The sequence below is a fragment of the Kitasatospora sp. NPDC001175 genome (assembly GCF_053598215.1).
The window spans coordinates 39,125-61,587 of the sequence record NZ_JBSFJU010000029.1 but is presented as its reverse complement, the minus strand read 5'-3'; the positions used below and the strand labels follow the sequence as shown (position 1 = coordinate 61,587).

The 22,463-nt window shown below is 74.3% G+C and carries 4 protein-coding genes; all 4 read left to right on the top strand.

The genetic code is table 11. The features are described from left to right. Nucleotides 1-2: 2 nt before the first annotated feature. Genes ACWDAK_RS21610 through ACWDAK_RS21595 form a run of 4 tightly spaced genes read left to right on the top strand, consistent with a single transcriptional unit; the run spans nucleotide 3 to nucleotide 22,451 of the window. Nucleotides 3-19,970 (top strand): SDR family NAD(P)-dependent oxidoreductase, encoded by a 19,968-nt coding sequence (locus ACWDAK_RS21610; RefSeq protein WP_427394808.1) that lies wholly within the window; start codon nucleotides 3-5, stop codon nucleotides 19,968-19,970. Next, complete coding sequence (locus tag ACWDAK_RS21605; protein WP_344639764.1) at nucleotides 19,967-20,962, top strand: LnmK family bifunctional acyltransferase/decarboxylase; 996 nt, start codon at nucleotides 19,967-19,969, stop codon at nucleotides 20,960-20,962. The genes ACWDAK_RS21610 and ACWDAK_RS21605 overlap by 4 nt, the downstream gene beginning before the upstream one ends. Beyond that, complete coding sequence (locus ACWDAK_RS21600) at nucleotides 20,959-21,225, top strand: acyl carrier protein (protein ID WP_344639763.1); 267 nt, start codon at nucleotides 20,959-20,961, stop codon at nucleotides 21,223-21,225. The genes ACWDAK_RS21605 and ACWDAK_RS21600 overlap by 4 nt, the downstream gene beginning before the upstream one ends. After that, nucleotides 21,222-22,451: a hydroxymethylglutaryl-CoA synthase family protein gene (locus tag ACWDAK_RS21595; protein ID WP_344639762.1), complete on the top strand. Its 1,230-nt coding sequence runs from the start codon at nucleotides 21,222-21,224 to the stop codon at nucleotides 22,449-22,451. Before ACWDAK_RS21600 ends, ACWDAK_RS21595 begins: the two co-directional genes overlap by 4 nt. Nucleotides 22,452-22,463: the final 12 nt, after the last annotated feature.

Sequence of the window (22,463 nt, the reverse complement as noted above, 5' to 3'; positions counted from 1 at the left end):
CCGTGACAGAGCAACGGATCGAGTGTCGCGTGGTGCTGGCCGACAGCGACTTCATCATGCGCAACCACCGCGTGCACGGCGTGTCGGTGATGCCCGGGGTGACCTTCCTCGACATCCTCTTCCGCATCCTGCGCAGCCGGGGCCTGGACCACCAGCGGGCCGTACTCCGCAAGATCCTCTTCACCGAGGCGATCGCCACCACCGACGGAGCGGACCGCGAGATCCGGATCACCATCGCGCAGGCCGGACCGGACGGCACCCGGGCGGTGACGGCCGAGAGCCGCTGGGCAGGGGTCCCCGGCTCGCCCTGGCGGGAGAACATGCGGGCCGTACTCGGCTTCGACGGCGACCCCGCCGCCGACACCACGATCGACCCGGCCGCACTCAGGGCCGGCGCGGTGCGCCGCTACGAGCTGGCCGAACTGTACGCCCGCGCCCGGGACGAGAACATCCGGCACGGGGCCGCCATGGCCTGCCACGGCCCGCTGCACGTCGGCGACGGATACCTGCTCGCCGAGCTGAACCTCGACGCCACCGCCCCCGAGGCCGACGCCTTCCATCTGCACCCTGCGCTGCTGGACGCCTCCACCATCGCCGCCTACGGGCAGACGGAGGCCGTCTCCCGGGAGCCCTTCATCCCGGTCTACATCGACCGGTTCCGCGCGCCCGGGGCCCTCGGCCGGCGGGTGCACCTCTACGCCCCGGCCCCGGAGCGGCTCGCCGACACCCGGGACGTGATCACCAGCGACTACGGCCTCTACGACGAACAGGGCCTTCTGCTCGCCGAGTTCGGCGCGCTGATCTGCAAACGGATCCGCCGGGCCGGGCTGATCACCCGGCTGCTCGACGGCCTGGAGTCCACGGCGGCGGACGAGCCCGCCGCGACCGGGGCGCCCGATGGCTGGGAGACCTCCTTTGCCAACGCGCCCACCGTGACCGGGAGTTCGGCGGACGCCTCGGTCGTGGAGCAGGGGGCGGGCGCGCTGGAGGCGTTCACCGCCCGGCTGCGCGAGCTGGTCGGCGAGGCGCTCGGGCAGCGGCCGGCCGAGGTCAGCGGCACCACCGGATTCTACGAACTCGGCCTGGACTCCGGCGACATGGTGCGGATCAGTGAGCGGTTGGAGGAGGCGGTGGCCGGGACGCTCTACCCGACCCTGCTCTTCGAGTACACCGACATCGACAGCCTGGCCGCCCACCTGGCCGAGCACCACGAGTACCGCCGGCCCGCCGGTGCCGTGACCACCCCTCCGGCACCGGAAGGCGCGTCGCCGGCGGCCGCCACCGCCCTGCTGCGCCCCGTCTGGTACCCGGCCCCGGCCGAGGCCGGAGCACTGCCCGAGGGCGACCTGGTCGTGCTGGCCCCCGGCAGTGAACCTCCCGGCCTGACGGCGAAGTTGGGCGAACTCCTGCCCGGCCGCCGGGTGCTGCTGGCGGCACCCGGGGCCGTCGGCGACGGTGAGCACCGGATCGGTCTCGACCCGGCCGATCCCGCGCGGTTCGACCGGCTCTGGCCGGACCTCGCGGCCCGCGGGGTGCGGCCGGGCGCCCTGGTCCTCCTCGCCGCCGAGCAGCCGGCCGAACCCGCGGCTCCGGCCGCCGAGTTGCTGAGCGTCGCGCGGTCGCTGGTCCGCCACCGCCCGGGTGAGGCCTGCCGGCTGCTCGCCGTCCACCCGGGCCGGCTCGGACGATCGGTCCCCGAGCTGCCGGCGCTGGGCGCCCTGGCCCGCTGCGTGACCGCCGAGGCGCCCGCGATCGGCTGCCGGGCCGTCGAAGTGGACCGTTGGACGGTCGAGGAGGTGGCGACGGCGATCCTCACCGAGCTGCGCGACGGTGGCCGCGCCCCCGCGGCCCGGTACCGGAGCGGCACCCGTGAACTGCGGGCCTTCCGGCCGGAGCCGCCCCATGCCCCGGACGCGCGCGGACCGTTGCGGGAACACGGCGTCTACGTGGTCACCGGCGGTTCGGGCGGACTGGCCGGAGTACTCGCCGATCATCTCGCGGAGCGCTACCGGGCCCGGATCGCGCTGATCGGCCGCCGTCCGGCGGGCGGTACGGCAGCGGAGGAGGACGCCAGGCGCAGTGCGGCGGGGGCCCGGGTGCTGCGGCTCACGGCGGACGTGACCAGCAGGCCGGAGACGGAGGTGGCCCTGGCCCACGTCCGCCGGGAGTTCGGGCCGATCAACGGGGTCTTCCACCTCGCCGGCAGCACCGCCGACTCGCTGTTCCAGAACAAACCGGACGACGCTCCGGCGGTGGTGGCCGCCCCCAAGGCGATCGGCGCACTGCACCTGGACGAGGCGACGACGCACGACCCGCTCGACCTCTTCGTGCTGTACTCCTCGCTGTCGGCCTCCCGGGCCGTACCGGGCCAGAGCGACTACGCCTTCGCCAACGCCTATCTGGAGCACTTCGCCGAGGCCAGGTCGGGGCGCGCCGACCGGTTTGGTCGGACCTACGCCATCGGCTGGCCGATGTGGGCCGACGGCGGCATGCGGCTCACTCCGGAGGCCGTCGCGAACTCGCGGCGCGTCGAGGGGACTTGGCCGATGCCAGCCCCGGACGGTATCGCGCTACTGGAGCAGGTGCTGCGCGGCGCCGAGGGCACGGTGGTGGCCGTCCACGGCGCACCGGAGCGGGTAGTGGAACTGCTGCCGAAGGCGCCGCTCCCGATGCCCGCGACGCCGATCGGCACCGAGGCCGACTCGGGCCGACCGGCGGTCGGACCGGACGGCTCGACCGGATCAGACCGATCGGACGGACCGGACGGACCGGACGGGCTGATCGCGGTGGTCGGACTGGCCGGCCGCTACCCGGACGCCCCCGACCCCGATGCCTTCTGGCGCAACCTCGCGGCCGGCCGGGACAGCATCACCGAGATCCCGGCGGACCGCTGGGACCACACCCGCTACTTCGCCCCGGAGAAGGGCCGGCCTGGTTCGACCTACAGCAGGTGGGGCGGCTTCCTCGACGGCGCGGACCGCTTCGACCACGCGTTCTTTGGCATCTCCCGCCGGGACGCGGAGCGGATGGACCCGCAGGAGCGGCTCTTCCTCACCACCTGCTGGCAGACCCTGGAGAACGCCGGCTACCCAGCACCGGCCCTGGCCGGCGAGACGGTCGGCGTGTTCGTCGGCGTGATGTGGAACCACTACCAGCTGTTCCAGGACCAGGGCGTGGCCCCCACCGCCATGCACGCGGCCGTCGCCAACCGGGTCTCCTACACCTTCGACCTGACCGGGCCGAGCATGGCCGTGGACACCGCCTGCTCCTCCTCGCTGACCGCCGTCCACCTCGCGGTGGAGAGCATCCGCCGGGGCGAGTGCACCCTCGCGCTGGCCGGCGGCGTCAACCTCACCCTGCACCCGCAGAAGTACCTCCAGCTCGCCCAGGGCCAGTTCCTCGCCGAGGACGGCCGCTGCCGCAGCTTCGGCGCGGACGCCACCGGCTACGTGCCGGGCGAGGGCGTCGGAGCCGTCCTGCTGAAGCCACTGCGCCGGGCGGTGGCCGACGGTGACCACATCCACGGCGTCATCCGCGCCACCTCCGCCAACCACACCGGACGGACCAGCGGTTTCACCGTGCCGAGCCCCGACTCGCAGGCGGCGCTCATCCGTAGTGCCCTGGACCGCGCCGGAGTCGACCCCCGCACGGTCGGCTACGTCGAAGCGCACGGCACCGGCACCGCGCTCGGTGACCCGATCGAGATCGAGGGGCTGCGGCGCGCCTTCGCCGACGCCGACCCGGCCGGCAGCGGCTGTGCCGTCGGCTCGGTCAAGTCCAATATCGGCCACCTGGAGAGCGCCGCCGGGATCGCCGGACTCACCAAGGTGCTGCTGCAACTGCGCCACGGCCGACTCGTCCCCTCCCTGCACACCGAGCGGCTCAATCCGCACCTGGACCTCGCGGACTCCCGGCTGCGCGTGCAGCGCGGGCAGGGCGAGTGGGCCAGACCCGCCGACGGCTCGGTGCGCCGCGCCGGTGTGAGCGCGTTCGGCGCGGGCGGTGCCAATGTGCACGTGCTGGTGGAGGAGTACGACCACGGCCGGCCGGCCCCGGCGCCCGAGCCGGACACCGGGCTGCTCTTCGTCCTCTCCGCACCCGACGAGAACTCCCTGCGCGGCTACGCCGGCGCACTGCGGGCCACCCTGGATCCGGCCTTCCAGGCCACGTCCTCCCAGGACACGGTCTTTGACGACGGCACCGAGCTCGCCCGGCTGGCCGCCGGAATCCTCGGTGTGCGGCCCGACCAGATCGACCAGGACGCACCGCTCGGCGAACTGGGTCTGGACGGCTCCACCCTGCTCGAACTGGCCCGCCGGACAGGTGAGTTGCTCGGACGGGAAGTCCCGCCGGATGCGCTCACCCTGGACGGAACCCTGCGGGCGATCGGCCGATCCGCTCCGGGGAGCGGGCGCTTCGCCGCCGACGTGGCGCACACCCTGCAGGTCGGGCGCACCGACCGGGCCCACCGGCTGGCCGTGGTCGCCGACGACCCGGCCAACGGGATCGCCCGCCTGATGGCCGGTCTGGACGCGTACCTGCGCGGCGAACCGGCGGACGGTGCGAACTACCTCTCCGGCTGGGCCGATTCCGGTCCGACGAGTCCGACGAGTCCGACCAGTCCGGCCGGTCCGACAGCCGCCGACTGCGCCGAGCTGTTCCGGGCGGGCCGGCTGCGCGAACTGGCCGCCGCCTGGGTCCGAGGTGCCGAGGTGCGCTGGCCGGCGGTGCGAGAGGTGGCCGGGCGACCCGCCGGACGGCGGATCCCGCTGCCCGTCCATCCGTTGAGCGAGGAACCCTGCTGGATCGGCCGCTGGCGCAGCGCGGCGACCCCCGACGCCGGCGAGCCGGACCGCTCCGAGCCGGACCGCTCCGTGCCGGACCGCTCCGTGCTGGACCGCTTCGAGCCGGACCGGGCCGGTCACCCGTTGGATCAGCGACCGTGGGAGGTAGCAGCGGCCGATATGCGGCCGGTGGCGCGCGGGGCGGAACCGGAGCGCTCCGCCGAACGGCCCGGCGCGGACGACGCTCCCGCCGTCGAACTGCGGGTGCTCGACCCGGGTATCGCCCTGGTCACCATGCGGGGCGAGAGCAACATGTTCACCGAGGAGACGGTACGCGGGCTGGAGGCGGCGTTCGCCGAGCTGTCGGCCGACGACGCGGTGAAGGTCGTGGTGCTGACCAGCGCGGGTCCAGCCTTCAGCATGGGCGGCACCCCCGAGGCGCTGGAGCGGCTGGCCGGCGGCCGGGGCAGCTTCACCGACGTCCCGTTCCTCTACGAGGGCCTGCTGAGCTGCGACCGTCCCGTGATCGCCGCGATCTCCGGGCACGCCTCCGGCGGTGGCCTGACCTTCGGCCTGCACGCGGATGTCGTGCTGCTGGCCCGCGAGGCGATGTACTCGGCCAGCTTCCTGCGCTACGGGTTCACTCCCGGGCTCGGGGCCACGTACATCCTCCAGCGGCGGCTCGGCCGCTCGCTGGCCGCCGAGATGTTCTACACCGGCAGACCGCTGAGCGGTGCCGAACTGGCCCGCCGGGGAGCTCAGTTGACCGTGCTGCCGCGTGCCGAGGTGCTGCCCGCCGCGCTCGACCTCGCCCGGTCCGTCGCCGCCCGCCCGGCCGGGGCCGTCCGCGAGCTCAAGCGCGAACTGGCCGGACGGACACTGGCCGAGCTTTCCGGCGTGGTGGCCCGCGAGGCCGAACTGCACGGACGGGTGCTCGGCCGCGACGCGGTGGACCGGGTACACGCCCACACCGCCCGGCTGGCCGGCTACCGAACCCCCGGCCCGCACGCGGCGGCACCGTTCGAGGAGACACCGTTCGAGGAGACACCGCAGCCGGCGCTCGCGGCCCCCGCCGATGCACCGGACACCATGACCGCTCCGGACACCGTGACCGCTCCGGTCGGTGGCCCCGTCGCCGAACCGTCCGCTGAGCCTGTCGGGACTTCCGTACCTGCCGGGCCCGACCGCGACGCCGTGGTCTCCGTGGTCATCGAGACCCTCTGCGACCACCTCTACCTGGGCCGGGGCGAGATCGACCCGCGACTTACCTTCAGTGAGATGGGCGTCGACTCGCTGGGCGTGGTCGAGATCGTCCGGGACCTGAACGAGCGCTTCGGCCTGACCCTGGACTCGGTCGCGGTGTACGACCACCCGACGCTGGGCCGCCTCGCCGACTTCACCGTCGCCGAGGCGGGCCGGGCACACGCCCTGCACGCCGCCGCCCTGGCGGTCGAGGCCGGCGCCGTCCCCAGCGCACCGGTCCCGTCCCCGGCCGGGACCGCGTCCTCCGCGCCCGCCCCCTCCCCTCCGGTCCCGGTGGAACCCCCGACAGCAGCCCCGCAGCGCCCGCTGCCCCCCGCCCTGACGCTGGTCAATCCCGCTGCCGGGCAGGCCCCTTCGGCACCGGCCCCTTCGGCACCGGCCCGTCCGGGACCGGTCGTCCTGGCCCCGGTGCCCGGGCGCACCGTGCCCGCCGATTCCGTACCGGCAGGGGCTGGAACGCCAGCGACTGAACCGCCAGTGACTGAACCGCTTGTGGCTGCGTCGTCTGCGGTGGGGCCCGCCGATTCCGTGCCGCCTGTCGTTGATCCGGGGCCGGTGTCCACGGCGACGGGCGGCGGCGTCATCGGGCCGGTGGACATCGCGGTGATCGGGCTGTCCGCGCGCTTCCCCGACGCCCCGACGGTGGAGGGCTTCTGGGACAACCTGATGGCCGGCCGCAGCAGCATCCGCGAGGTGCCCGCCGAACGCTGGGACGTAGACCGGTACTTCGACCCCGACCTGCGTGCGCCGGGCCGCACCTACAGCCGGTGGGCCGCGCTGCTCACCGACGTGGACCGGTTCGACGCCGGGTTCTTCCATCTCTCGCCGATGGAGGCCGAGTTGATGGATCCTCAGCAGCGACTGTTCCTCCAGGAGGCGTGGTCGGCGCTGGAGCACGCCGGGTACGCCGTTCCGGGCCCGGAACGGGCTCGCTGCGGAGTGTTCGTCGGGACCGGCCAGGGCGACTACCTCCGGCTGCTGGAGGAGGTCGGCCAGGACGGCTCCGGGCAGGCCTTCCTCGGCAACTCCCCGTCGATCCTGGCCGCCAGGATCGCCTACCACCTCAACCTCGGCGGGCCCACCGTCGCCGTCGACACCGCCTGCTCGTCCTCGCTGGTCGCCGTCCACCAGGCGGTGACCGCCATCCGCGCGGGCGAGTGCGACCTGGCCGTCGCGGGCGGGGTCGCGGTGATGCTCACGCCGCGCATGCACGTCTGGACCAGCCGCACGGGCATGCTCTCCCCCTCGGGCCGCTGCGCGCCGTTCGACGCCTCGGCCGACGGGATGGTCCTCGGCGAGGGGGTCGGAGCGGTGGTGCTCAAGCCGCTCGACCGGGCACTCGCCGACGGCGACACGGTGTACGCCGTGGTCAAGGCCACCGGCACCAACGGCGACGGGCGGACCAACGGCATCACCGCGCCCAGCGCCGACTCCCAGGCCGCCCTGCTGGCCGAGGTCCACCGCCGGGCCGGAGTCAGCGCCCGGGACATCGGTTACATCGAAGCGCACGGAACCGGGACCCAGCTCGGCGACCCGATCGAGGCCAAGGCACTCGGCCGGATCCTGCGCGGCCGGTCCGCCGCGGACCCCTGTCCGGTCGGCTCGGTGAAGTCCAACATCGGCCACACCACACTGGCGGCGGGCATCGCCGGGTTCATCAAGGTGGTGCTCGGCCTCCACCACGGCGAGATACCCCCGTCGCTGAACTACCGCGAGACCAACCCGGAGATCGACCCGGCGGTGCCGATCCGCGTCGTCACCGAGCCCACACCCTGGCGACCGGGACCTTCGGGTGTCCGGATCGGCACCGTGAGCAGCTTCGGCTTCAGCGGGACCAACGCGCACGCCGTACTGGCCGAGGCGCCCGCCCGCCCCGCCGCGGCGGAGCGGCCCGGAAGCACGGAGGCCGTACTGCTGCCGCTCTCGGCGCGGACGCCGGACGCGCTGCACACGCTGGTCCGGGAGCTGGCCGGGCAGCTGACCGAGGAGCACGATCTGGGCGACGTCGCCCGGACGCTGAGCCTTCGCCGGGCGCACTTCCCGGTGCGGGCCGCGTTCGTGGTGCGTGACCTCGCGGAGTTGCGGGAGCAGGCCGGACTGCTGTCGGCGGGTGGCCGGCCCACGCTCGACCGGTACGGTTCCCGGCTGCACCGGCTCGCCGAGGACTTCCTGGCCGGACGGGAGGTCGACTGGCAGGCGCTGCATCGGGACCGGCCCGCCCGGCACGTCCCGCTGCCCGGCCACCCCTTCGCCCGTACCTCGCACTGGATCACCGGCTCCGGCCGTACCATCACGGTGCCGGCCGCCCGGGCCGAGATGACGCTCGGGCCCCGACCGGACGCGGGTGGTACCGGGGCACACCGGTTGCTGGTCTGCCGGCCGGAGTGGCAGGCCGCAGACCCGCCCGCCCCGCGCCCGCTCGCCCCGCGCCCGGCCGCAGTCGGCGGCCGCCGGGTGGCGCTCGCCCACACGGCCACCGCCGGTCCGCTGGCCGACGCGCTGGCGGCCAGGCACTCCGCCGACGAGGTGGTCCGCATCCCGCTGGACGGCGCCGAGCGCGCGCCCGGGCCGTTCGACGTGCTCTACGTCCTGGCCGGTCCGCCGGCCGGTCCGGCGGTCACCGGGCCGGCCGGCGATCCGGTCACCACGGCCGCCTTCCGCCTGCTCAAGCAGCTGATCCGGGCCGGGCAGTCGGACCGCGAGCTGACGGTCCGTCAAGTCGTCTACGGGGTACTGCCGGTGAGGGAGGCGGACGAGGTCGAAACGTGCGGCGCTGGCCTGCCGGGCCTGATCCGGAGCCTGGCCGCGGAGTACCCGCACTGGGAGGTCGGTTGCCTCGACCTCGGCGGCGCCGACCCGGAGGACGTCACGACCCAGGCCGACCGGATCGTGGCCGAGGACGCCACGCACCCGGTGGTGGCCTGGCGGGAGGGGCGGCGCTACCTCCGGCGCTTCCGGCCCGTTCCCGAGCAGGACGGGCCGACCCCCTTCCGGGACGGCGGCAGCTATCTGGTGGTCGGCGGGAGCGGCGGCCTGGGTCGTGCGGTGAGCCGGCGGCTGGCCGCCGACCACCGGGCCGGGCTGGTCTGGCTCGGCCGCCGGCCGGCCGACCACCCCGAGGTGGCCGAGGGGCTGGCGGAGATCGCCCGACTCGGCGGCGAGATCCGGTACGTGTCCGGTGACACCGCCGATCCGGTGGCCGTCCGGGCCGCGGTGGCGCAGGCCAGGGAGTCGTTCGGCGCGCTGAACGGGGTCCTGCACGCGGCGGGCGAGCTGTGCGACGTGCCGTTCGCGCGGATGACCGAGGACGAGTTCGGCCGGGTGATCACGCCGAAGTCGGCCGGTGCGGCGGCGCTGCTCGACGCCCTGGCGGGGGAGCGGCCGGACTTCTGCGTGTTCTTCTCCTCCGCCGCGTCCTTCGTCGCCTCGCCGGGCCAGGCCAACTACGCGGCGGCGGCTACCCTCGAGGACGCCCTCGCCTGGAACGCGCGGCGGCGGTACGACTTCCCGGTGTCGGTGGTGAACTGGGGCTTCTGGGGGAGCGTCGGCGCCGTCGCCCGGGAGCGCTACCACCGGTCCTTCGCCGGACTCGGCGTCGGTTCGATCGAGCCGGAGGACGGCGTGCCCGCCCTGGCCCGCGCGATCTCCTCCGGACTCGGTCAGCTGCTGGTCATCAAGGCGGACCCGGCCCGCCTGGCCGAGCACGGCATGCCGCTCACCGGCGCTCCGCTCACCGCCGGGGCGGTCACCGGCGTTCCGCTCGCCGCCGGGGTCCCGGAGAGCACCCCGGACGTGCGGCCCGGTACCCGCCGCTACCTGCGGCGGATCTTCGCCGAGGTGCTCAAGTGCGCAGAGGACGAGCTGACCGACCGCGAGACGTTCGAGACCTTCGGGGTCGACTCGCTGATCGGTGCGGAGATCGTCGATCGGCTCTCCCGGGACCTGGGCGAACTCCCGGCGACCCTGCTCTTCGAACACCTGACGATCGAACGGCTCGCCGAACACCTGACGGCCGTGCACGGCGACCGGCTCGCCCCGCTCACGGCCGCCGACCAGGAGGAGGCCATCGGCCCGGAGCACGCCACCGCCTCGGCGGTGCCGACCACTTCGACGGCGCCGGCCGCCTCTGCGCAGCCCTCCGCCCCGGCCAGCTCCGCGGAGCCCATGGCTCCGGCCAGCTCCGCCCCGGCCACGTCTGCGGAGCCCACGGCCCCGGCGGTCGAGCCGGTGCCCGCCGGTGCCGGAATCGCCGTCGTGGGGGTCGCCGGCCGCTACCCGGGCTCGCCGGACCTGGCCGCCTTCGCCCGCAACCTGGCGGCCGGGGTCAACTGCGTCACCGAGGTACCGGCCGACCGCTGGGACTGGCGCGAGTACTTCGACGCCCGCCGCGGCCAGCCCAACCGCAGCTACGGCCGATGGGCGGGCTTCCTGACGGACGTCGACGCCTTCGACCCCCAACTCTTCGGCATCCTGCCGCGCGAGGCGGGCTCGATCGACCCGCAGGAACGGCTCTTCCTGGAGACCTGCTGGAACCTGCTCGAGGAGAGCGGCTACCTCGGCGAGCACACCAGGGTGCCGGAGACCGGTGTCTTCGCCGGCCTGATGTACGGGTCGTACGGCCAGCTCGCCGCCGAGGGGTGGAGCCGGGGCGAGTTCACCGGCGCCCACTCGGCGTACTGGTCGGTGGCCAACCGGGTCAGCCATGTGTTCGACCTGACCGGTCCGAGCATGGCCGTCGACTCGGCCTGCTCCTCCTCGCTGATGGCCGTCCACCTGGCCTGCGAGAGCATCCGCCGCGGCGAGTGCCGGATGGCCGTCGCCGGCGGGGTGAACCTGATCCTCCACCCGGCGCACCTGGTGGCGCTGTCCAGCCGGAACATGCTGGCAGGCGGGCCCGGTTGCCGCCCGTTCGACGCCGATGCCGACGGCTACGTGCCGGGTGAGGGCGTCGGCGCGGTGCTGCTGAAACCGCTGGCGGACGCCGAGCGCGACGGTGACCGGATCTGGGCCGTCATCCGGGGCGGCTGGACGAACGCGGGCGGCAGGACCAGCGGATACACGGTGCCCAACCCCAACGCCCAGGCCGAACTGATCGGTGAGTCGCTGCGCCGCGCCGGCGTGGACCCCCGGACCGTCTCCTACGTCGAGGCGCACGGCACCGGAACGGGCCTCGGCGACCCGATCGAGATCGCCGGCCTCACCCGGGCGTTCGGCGGCGCCACGGAGGACGGTGTCGCCGGGCGGACGGTCCCGGTCGGCTCGGTGAAGTCCAACATCGGCCATCTGGAGGGCGCGGCCGGCATCGCCGGGCTGACCAAGGTGCTGCTCCAGCTGAAGGAGGGCCGGCTGTACCCGAGCGTCAACCTCGACCGGGCCAACCCGAGGATCGGCTTCGAGAAGTCGCCGTTCCGGCCGCAGACCGCGCTGGCCCCGTGGCACCGGCCCACGCTGGAGCAGGACGGTGTCCTGGCCGAGTGTCCGCGCCGGGCCGGTGTCAGCTCCTTCGGCGCCGGGGGTGCCAACGTCCACCTGGTGCTGGAGGAGTACCGGGACCGGCGCGAGCCGGAGCCGGCGGGTGAGCCGGCCGGCGGCCGGCAGGTGTTCCTGCTCTCCGCACGGACCCCCGAACGGCTCGCCGTCCTCGCCGGGCGGGTCGCGGACCGGCTGGCGGAGGCCCCGGACGGCGCCATGCTGCGCGAGCTGGCGTGGACCAGCCAGACCGGGCGGCGGGAGATGGCCGAGCGGCTGGCCGTGCCGGCCACCGGAACGGACCAACTCGCCGCGTCCCTACGGGCCTTCGCCGACGGAGGGCAGCCGGACGGGCTGCTGCGCGGTACCGTGCGGCGCGGAGATCCGCCGTCCTGGGAGGGCGACGACCCGACCGAGGCCGCCCGCGCCTGGGTGACGGGCGCCGAGGTGGACTGGCGGCGGCTGTGGCAGGGCCCGCGCCCGCGCCGGGCGGCCTTCCCCACCTACCCGTTCGACCGCACCCGGCACTGGCTCCCGGGCCCCGCGAGGCCGGCCGCAGCGCAGCCGGTGCCGGAGCAGGTGCCGGTGCCGGAGCAGGAGTTGGCCCGGGTCGAGTACTCCCGGCCGGTCTGGGAGGCGGCCCCGCTGCCGATGCCGGAGGGCGCGGTCCCGCGCACCGTCCTCCTGGTCGCGGAGGACACCGCGTCGGCCGCCGAACTGGCCGAGGGGCTGACGGAGCGGCTGGCCGAGCATTCGGTCACGGTTGTTCCGGTGGTCATCCCGGTCGTCCCGGGAACGGTCTTCGGCCGCACCGCCACCGGCGGCTACCGGCTGGCGCTCTCCGACCCCGAACAGTGCGCCCGGCTGGTGGCCGAGCTCGCGGACGGTGCCGGTGCGCCCGATGCCGTGGTCTGGTACGCCTCCGAGGGCGCCGCGGAGTACGGCACGGCCGCGCTCCCGGCCGACCTCGAAGCCGGGTTCCACGCACCGCTCTCCCTGCTGACCGCGCTGCTGGCCCGGGAGACGGGCCCGCGCGACCTCCGGGTGGTGTACGGCTATCCGGCACCCACCCCGGTCTCCCGCCCGGTCGATGCCGCGCTCGGTGCCGCCCTGCGCAGCCTGGCCCTGGAGCACAGCCGGCTCGGCGCGGCCCGGGTCGCCTTCGAGGGCGCCGAGGCCCTGGCCGAACCGCCGCTGCTCGCCGACCGCTTGGCCGGCGAGCTGCTCGCCTGCCGTCCCGGCACGGCCGAGGACGTCCGTTACCGCTCCGGTGAGCGGCAACTCGTCGGGATGGCCGAGTTCACGCCGGACGGGACCGAGCCCCTGCGGCTGCGGCCCGGCGGCACCTACCTGGTCACCGGCGGGCTCGGCGCGCTGGGCCTGCTGGTGGCCCGCCGGCTGGTCCAGGCCGGTCCGGTCACCGTGGTCCTGACCGGCCGTTCGGAACCGGACGGCGGGCAACTCGCGCTGCTGGCCGAGCTGTCCCGGAACGGCAGCACCGTCCGCCATCTGCGCGCCGACGTCTCCCGGCCCCAGGAGGTCCGTGAGCTCGTCGCCGCCGTCACGGACGAGCACGGGCCGCTGAGCGGGGTGGTGCACGCGGCGGGGGTCACCAGGGACGCCCGCGCGGTCACCAAGCGCCGGGCCGGCCTCGACGCGGTGCTCGCGCCCAAGGCGTTCGGATCGATGGCCCTGGACGAGCTGACGGCGGACCAGCCGCTGGACTTCTTCGTGCTGTTCTCCTCGGTGGTGGCCCGCAGTGGCAACCCGGGCCAGGTGGACTACGCCTATGCCAACGCCTTCCTCGACGAGTTCGCCGAGCTGCGGGCGCAGCGGCAGCAAGCCGGCCTCTGCTCCGGCCGTACCGTCTCGATCGGCTGGCCGCTGTGGGAGGAGGGCGGCATCACCGTCGACGGCGCGACGAGGGAACTCCTGGAACGGCGTTGGGGCATGGTTCCGTTGAGCACGGCCGGCGGTCTGCGGGCCTTCGAGCTGCTGGCGGCGGGCCCGCAGACCCGGGTCTCGGTGGTGCAGCGGGCTGCTCGTCCGGCCGGGGGCGATGCGGTCCCGCCCGAGCCGACCGAGGTACTCGAGGAGGCAGCCGCGCCCGGGGGAGTGGGAAGTGCCGCCGGGACGTCCGGGGGCCCAATCGGCTCGGCCACGCCGGACATCGAGGCGGTGGAGCGTGAACTCCGTGCCATGGCAGCCGATTTCCTGCTGGTCGACCCTGCCGAGGTCGACCCCGGTGAGCAGTTGCTCGAGCTGGGGTTCGACTCGATCACACTGACCGAGTTGATCATCAAGGTCAACGAGCACTACGGCCTGGACCTGTTGCCCACCGTCCTGTTCGAGTGCCCGGACCTGGTCTCCTTCGCGGCCTACCTCGGCCGGCACCACGCCGTTGAGGTGGCGGCGCGGCACAGTCCGTCGGCGGAGTCCGAGCCTGCGGCAGACCCCGAGCCCGCACCCGCCGAAGGGCAGAAGCCCGAGCCGACCGTCCACCGGACCGAACGGCCAGGGCGGACGCCCGGCCGCCAGGCGCCGGCGGTGCGCTCCGGGCGGTTCGAGGTCGCCGTGGTGGGGATGGCCGGGGTGCTGCCCGGGTCCGCCGACACCGAGGAGTTCTGGGAGCACCTGGCGGCCGGGCACGACCTGGTGACGGCGGTACCCGAGGACCGGACCGAACTGCGGGCCGCCGCCGGGGCGGAGGGATTCCGCGGCGGCTTCCTGAACGGGATCGACCGCTTCGATGCGGGGTTCTTCGGTATCGCCCCGCGCGAGGCCGCCATGATGGACCCGCAGCAGCGGCTGTTCCTGGAGACCGCGTGGCGGGCGGTCTGGGACGCCGGCTACCGTCCCGCCGACCTGGCGGGCACGGCCACCGCCCTGTTCGCGGGCGTGTCCACCTCCGACTACGCCGACCTGCTCGGCAGGGACGGCGCCCGGGTCGAGGCCCACACCGCGACCGGCGTCGCCCACGCCGTGCTGGCCAACCGGGTCTCGTACCTGATGGATCTGCGCGGGCCCAGCGAGTCGGTGGACACCGCGTGTTCGAGCTCGCTGGTCGCCATCCACCGCGCGGTGCGCGCGTTGGCCGCGGGGGAGTGCGAGCAGGCCCTCGCGGGCGGGGTCAGCGCGCTGCTCAGCCCGGCCCTGTTCACCGCCTTCCAGCAGTCCGGGATGCTCAGTGCCGACGGCCGCTGCCGGACCTTCGACGCGGCCGCCGACGGATACGTCCGCGGCGAGGGCTGCGGGGTGGTCCTGCTGAAGCCGCTCGACCGCGCGCTGGCCGACGGCGACCACGTGTACGGGCTCGTCACCGGAACGGCCGTGGGCCACGGCGGGCGAGCCAATTCCCTCACCGCGCCCAACCCGGAGGCGCAGGCGCGGGTCCTGGTCCAGGCGCACCGCTCGGCGGGCACCGACCCGGACCGGCTGGGCTACCTGGAGGCGCACGGCACCGGTACCAGCCTGGGCGACCCGGTGGAGGTCGAGGGTGTGAAGCGTGCCCTCACCACCCTCTACGCCGACCTGGGGCGGGAGTTGCCGAACCGGCCGTACACCGTGCTCGGCTCGGTGAAGACCAACATCGGCCATCTGGAGGCCGCCGCGGGCATCGCCGGGGTGCTCAAGGTGCTGCTCGGCATGGAACACGGCCAACTTCCCCCGCACCTCCACCTCGAAAATCCGAACCCGCACATCAGGCTGGACGGCACACCGCTGCGGATCGGCACCGAACTCACCGACTGGGACGCCCCGGCCGGGGCCGACGGTGTGAAGTCGCGCTGCGCGGGTGTCAGTTCCTTCGGCTTCGGCGGGACTAACGCGCATGTGGTGCTGGAGTCCTACCGCCCGCAGCCCGCGGTGGAGGGCCACGGTCCGCAGCTGGTGGCCGTGTCGGCACCGACGCGCGAACAGCTGGCCGGCTACGCCGCCAGGCTCGTCCGGCGCCTGGAGCGCGGGGCGCCGGGCCTGGCGGAGGTCGCCCGCACCCTCCAGACCGGCCGCGAGGAGTGGCCGGAGCGGTTCGCGGTGGTGGTCGAGGACCGTGCGGAGCTGGTCCGCGCGCTGACCTCGCTGGCCCGGGGCGAGTCGGTGCCCGGCGGACACCTCGGCGCCGCGCGTGCGGACGGGCCGGCCACGGCCTACGGCGATCTGGACGGACTGGCCCGCGAGTGGGTCGGCGGCCGCTCCGTCGACTGGGCGCGGCTGTGGACCGACCGGCCGCCGCGGCGCACCCCGCTGCCCGGCATCCCGCTCAACGGAACCCGTCACTGGTTCGCCCCCGGCGCACCGGCACCCGACCCGGAGGTCACCATCGAAGCGCCATCAACCGTCCGCGCGGCGCGGACTCCCGCGCCGCAGCAGCAACGGGAGCGGGTGAGGCTGGCCCCCCTCGACGGCCTGCCGACCGTGCCGACTCGTGTGCAGTCCTTGTCTGACGTAACGTCAACTGCGGTGTCCGTGGCTGAGGTACCCGCGATCGTGCACGTGTGGGGGGGCGAGGTGGTCACCGAGGTCCGCCGTACCGTGCTCGCCGGCCTCTCCGAGATCCTCGGCACCCCGGAGCGGGAACTGTCGCACGACCGGCCGTTCGGCGACCTCGGGCTGGACTCGATCTTCCGGATGGATCTGGTCCACAGGCTCAACGAGGCCTACGGCCTGGACCTGAAAGCGGCGGAGCTCTACGAACAGGACTCCGTCGACCGTCTGACGGCCCATGTGGCCGCGGCCCTCGGCGCGGTGCTCCCTCAGGCCCCCGCGGTGGCAGCGGCACCGGTGCCGGTACCGTCCCCGGCTCCACCCGTGGCGTCGGTTCCGCCCGCCGGCCCCCTCCCGGCCGGAGGGCCGGGGCCGGAGGCCGAGGCGCTCAGCCGGCTGATCGGGCGGACCGTGGGCCGGTCCGTCGAGCCCGGCTCGGACTTCGCCGACCAGGGCTTCACCTCCTTCGACATGCTGAGGGTGGTCGCGGTGCTGGAACGCCGGTTCGGCGCGCAGCGCAAGACCCTGCTGTTCGACCACCCCACCGTCAGCGCGCTCGCCGGGCACCTGGTCGCACTCCACGGTCCCGGTACCGCCGAGCTGCTGGCGGCCGAGGCGGCGGTCGACCCGGCGGAGGCGGCACCCCCGGCCCCGGACCTCGCCGCCGGCCGGCCCGCGGGCGTCGACCAGCCGGGCCCGCTGGTGGTACGCAAGCGCGAACTCGGCGAGCAGCCCGAAATCGCCGCGGTGCTGGCCGAGCTGGACCTCCGCCACGCCAAGGAGGGCGGCCTGCCGGGGCGGGACATCGCACCCCTGGTCTTCCTGGGTTCGGCCCGCACCGCGTACTTCAACTTCTCCCAGCGAACGGGCTCGGTCCTGGCCTGGAGCTACGTCGGATCCGAGGCGGACCTGCCCGGGCTGACCCGCGAGTACAGCGAGCACGCCGCCCGCCACGGCCTGCGGCCCAACCTGCTGTCCATGGTCCGGCTGACGGAGGTGGACGGCCGCCCCTACTCGGCCACGCCGTTCGGGGCCGTCCAACGGATGGAGAACATCCGGGACTTCACCCTCGCGGGTACCCAGAAGCAGAAACTCCGCTACATGGTGCAGCGGTTCGAGCGGGTGCCCGGAGCGGGAACGGCCGAGTACCGGGTGGGCTCCGAACCGGCCACCGACTCCCGGATCGCGGAGCTGATCGACCGCTGGTGCGCCACCAAGGACATGGTGAACCCGTACGTGTCCACCGTCCGGGAGGAGATCCGGCGCGGGGTGCTCGGCGAGCGGCACCGGATGTTCTTGACCCACACTGGCGAGGAGCTGCGCTGCGCGGTGATCGTGACACGCATCCCCTCCGAGCCCGGGTACCTGCTGGACCTGGAGTTCTACGCCGAGGACCTGCCGATGGGCGGACTCGAGTACACGATCACCCGGATCGTCCGGCTGCTCGCGGACGAGGGTTGCACCATGTTCAGCTTCGGGGCGAGTCTGGGCGTGCGGCTCGGCGCTTCGGCCAACGCCGATCCGGTGGCCGAGCGGGCGCTCGCGGAGCTGCGCTCCACCGGGGTCTTCACCGGGGAGGGGAACTTCCGCTTCAAGAACAAGTTCCGGCCCGTCAACCTGCCGATCTACCTGTGTCGACCGGCCGACGGCGAACCGACGGACATCGGCGAGATCATCCTGATGATCGCCAACCCCGAGGTACCGCAGCCGCAGTCCGTCGAACCCGACGCCCTGGCTACGCCCGCCACTCCCGCAGCCCCCGCCACTCCCGCAGCCCCCGCCACTCCCGCAGCCCTCATCACCCCCGCCAAACCCACCATCCCCGCCACGCCCAACGCCGTCCGCACGCGAGAGCGGCGGCTTGCCGCCACCGGCCACAACCCGCTGCTGCTCCCGTCCGTCGAGGCCGACTTCGACCTGGTCACCGACTCCTGGACGGAGCTCGACACACCGTTCGTCGCCGAGGGCATGGCAGCATTGCGTGCCCGGACCGACGCCGCCTCGGGTACGGAGCCGGACCTCGCGGCCCTGCTGCCGTTCCGGTACGCGGTGGCGACCGTGCGCGGACGGTCGGCCGAGGCGATGCTCTGCCGGGCGTGGCCGCGCCGGCGCGGATTCGTGGTGCAGAACGCGCTGTTCCCCACCTGGGCGATCAACCAGCTCGACCACGGTTTCACCCCGCTGCCGGTACCGGCCGCCGACGCGGTGGACGGCCGGACGCCGTCCTGGGGCGACCTGGACGTCGAGGCGCTGGCGCGGACGCTCGCCGCCAACCCGGGCAAGGTGTCCTTCGTCTGTGTGGAGACCAGCACCAACGCACTCGGCGGCCGCCCGCTCTCGCTCGCCAACCTGCGGCTGATCAGGCGGAGCGCGGACGCCCACGGCGTACCGCTGGTCCTGGACGCCACCCGGGTGCTGGAGAACGCGGCCTTCGTCGCCGAGTACGAGGCCGGTGAGACGGGCCGGAGCCTGTGGGAGGTGGCCGAGGAGATCCTCTCCCTCGCCGACACCGTCACGCTCGGCCTCTCCAAGGACTTCGGCATCGACGTCGGCGGCGTGGTGGCCACCGACGATCCCGAGCTGGCCGAGCGGCTGGCCGAGGACGTCCTCCAGCGGGGCGCAGAACCGGGCCTGACCCAGCGCCGGCTGATCGCCACCGCGCTGGCCGACCGCGAGCGGGCCGCCGCCGAAGTCACCGAGCGGATGGCGGCCGTCCGGGCCCTGCACGCGCCGCTCGCGGCGGCCGGTCTGCCGGTGTCCGCGTCGGGCGGCCACTGCGTCCTGCTCGACACCGCCCGGCTGCCGGGCGAGGCGGGACGACCGCACCGGGTGGCCGGCTGGCTCGCGTGGATCTACCGGCACACCGGTGTCCGCGGTGCGCCCCACCTGGCGGTCGGCCCGGAGAGCCAGGGGCTGATCCGGTTCGCGGTGCCGGTGGGCCTGGGGGTCCGCCGGGCCGAGGAGGCCGGGCGCCGGCTGGCGGCCTGCCTGCGGGACGCCGGTCCGGCCCCCGAGCTGGTCCCGGTCGACGCCCGGGCCGCCGCGCACCACCCGGCGACCGCCACCTACCATCCCGCCGCCGCCATCCCGGCCGACGTCCGGGCCGCGATGGACGAGGGACACCGGCCACTGAGCCAGAACCACGCGGTGCTGACCGAGTACCAGCCGGCCGTCCGGCGGCGCCTGCTCGGGTTCAGCGACGGCGAGGTCGAGGTGTTCGAGGCGGGCGAGGGCACCCCGCTGGTCCTGGTGCACCCGTTCAACATCGGGGCGGGCTTCTTCGGCCCGCAGTTCGCGGGCCTGGCCGACCGGCACCGGGTGATCTCGGTGCACCACTCGGGTGTCGGGGCCACCACGGCCGCCGCCGACCTGTCCGTGGAGGGCATGGCCGAACTGCTGCGCCGCACCCTGGACGCGCTGGACGTGCGGGAGCCGGTGCACCTGGCCGGCGCCTCGTTCGGCACGCTGCCCGCGCTCACGCTGGCGCTGCGGCACCCGCGCGAGGTCGCCTCGGTGACCCTGATCGGCGGCTCGTACAAGGTGGGCAACCGCCGGGGTGAGATGAACCGGCTGGCACTGGTGGCCCGGGAGGACTTCGACCACCTGCTGGCCCGGACCGGAAGCGAGCAACTGGCGACAGCCCGCGGCGAGTTCGAGGAGCTGCTGCTGCGCTGCGAGAGTCTGGACGCCCGGATCGGTCTGCGCTACCTGGACGAGTTCGACGCCTCGCGGGACCTGCTGTCGCAGCTCGCCACCCTGGCCGTGCCGGCCCTGATCGTGCACGGCCGGCACGACACCGTCGTCCCGCTGCGGACCGGCCACCTGCTGCACGGCACGCTCCCCGACGTCCGCTACGCCGAGTTCGAGGACGCCGGCCACTTTCCCAGCCTCACCTCGGCCGAGCGGTTCAACCGGGTCCTCGCCGACTTCCTGGCGGAGATCGACGCGACCGGCCGGCAGGAGAACCGATGACGTACCAGACCGCCCCGGCCGACGGCACCGCCCCGTCCGACGGTACCGGCCCGCAGCCGCCGGACGCGGGCACGCTCCGCCGCCGGGTCACCGTCAGCCCCGCGATGTGCGGACACAACTCGCTCTTCCTCGGCCAGATCGGCGACTGGACCTGGGAGACGGTCGGCACGCTCTGCGGGACCGACGTACTCGGCGCCCGCGGCGCCGACGGCAGCCCCGCCTACCTGGCCTTCTACTACTACCGGGTGCGCGGCAGCAGGGACTTCCACCTGCGCAGCGTCAGCTTCGGCGACGTGCTGGACGTCACCTCGCGCTCGTTCGACTTCGGCAGCGAGTCGGTACTGACGATCCACCGGATCGCGGCCGCGTCGGCCGCCGACCCCGGGCGCCCGCTCACCGCGGCGGAGTTCTACCGGGGCCCGGCGCCCGGGGAACTGCACGTGGAGAACTTCAACCGCTGGGTCAGCCGCCGCCGGGCCGGCTCCAACCAGGGCCTGGTGCCGGCCTCTCCGGCGGACTTCAGGCACCGCCGGCTGCCGGCGTTGCCCGAGGAGTACTCGCCGCGCCGGGCGTACGGCAGGGCCCGGCAGACCCTCAGCTTCTGCGACGAGCCGCCCGAGGAGTACACCCCCGTCGCCGAGGGCTTCACCACCCGCTACCGGATCGACATCACCCGTGACCTCAACGGCGTCGGACTCGTCTACTTCGCCTCCTACTTCTCCTTCGTGGACCAGGCGGTGCTGTGCCAGTGGCGTGCGCTCGGGCGGGACGACGGCGCCTTCCTGCGCCGCCGGGTGGTCGACCAGCAGCTGTGCTACGCCCAGAACGCCGACCCGGACACCGAGTTGGAGCTCGGCGTGACCGTACGGGCCCGGACGGCCGACAGGGCCGAGGAGTTGTTCGACGTCGTGATCCGGGACGCAACGACCGGAAATCTGATCGCCGTCAGCACCCAGCGGGTGTACCGGCAGCCCGAGGAGGAGGGGCAGTGAACGACACCGTGGGCCGCGAGGCCAGGTCAGCGGCCGAACTGGCGCTGCGGGAGGCGATCGGGGAGATCCTGCCGACCCTCCCGGCGGCGGAGATCACCGGCAACCGCCACCTGCGGGACCTGGGCGCCGACTCGGTCGACCGGATCGAGATCATCCTGACCGTCACCCGGCGGCTGGGCATCGACGAGCCGCTGTCGGCCTTCAGCGCCATCCCGGACATCGACCACCTCATCGACCACCTGGCCCGGGCGAGGCGCGCATGATCGGCATCGAGTGGCTCAACGTGTACGCCGGGCTGGCCGGTATCGCGCTCACCGAGCTGTTCGACGGCCGGGGACTCGACCACGACCGCCTCGCCAACCTGATGATGGAGCGTCGCTCCGTCGGCCTGCCGTTCGAGGACCCGGTCACCAACGCCGTCAACGCCGCCAAGCCCCTGGTGGACGCCCTGACCCCGGGGGAGCGCGCCCGGATCGAACTGCTCGTCACCTCCACCGAGTCCGGGGTCGACTACAGCAAGTCGGTCGCCTCCTACGTCCACGAACACCTGGGCCTGTCCCGCAGCTGCCGGGTGCTGGAGGCCAAGCAGGCCTGCTACGCCGCCACCGGCATGGTGCAGCTCGCCGCCGGCTGGCTGGCGTCCGGCCACTCGCCCGGGGCGAGGGCGCTGGTGATCGCCACCGACGTCGCGGTGGTCGACGAGTACGCGCAGTACGCCGAGGCCGCCACCGGCCACGGGGCGGCCGCCGTGCTGCTCGGTGACCAGCCGCGGATCCTGGCCATCGACCCCGGGGCGTACGGCCTGCACAGCTACGAGACCCTGGACTCGGCGCGGCCCGAGCCGACCCTGGACATCGCCGACGCCGACCGCTCGCTCTTCGCCTACCTGGACTGCCTCACCCGGAGCTTCGCCGACTACGCGGACCGGGTGGAGGGCGCCGACTTCGCCACCACCTTCGACCGGCTGGTGCTGCACACCCCGTTCGCCGGCCTGGTGAAGGCCGGGCACCGCAAGATGATGCGCGAGCACACCGCGGTCGGCGCCGAGGCCGTCGAGGCCGACTTCGCCCGGCGGGTCGCGCCGTCGCTGGCCTACCCGCAGGTGGTCGGCAACCTCTGCTCCGGGTCGGTCTACCTGGCGCTGGCCTCCACGATCGACCGGGCACCCGTCCAACGGCCCGAGCGGGTCGGCCTGTTCTCGTACGGTTCCGGCTGCGCGTCCGAGTTCCTGAGCGGGGTGGTGGCTCCCGAGGCCGGGCCGGAGCTCGGCCGGATGCGGATCGCCGAACGGCTTGCGGCCCGCCGGGCGGTCGGCTTCGAGGAGTACACCCGCCTGCTCAAGGAGACCCGGCGCTGCCTCGTCCCCGAGCGCGACCGCCGGGTGGACCCCGAGGACTGGTGGGACTTCGCGGACCGGGCCGCACACCCCGGCGAACTGCTGGTGCTCACCGGGGTGGAGAACCACCACCGGCGCTACGACTGGCGCTGACCGGGCGCCGAG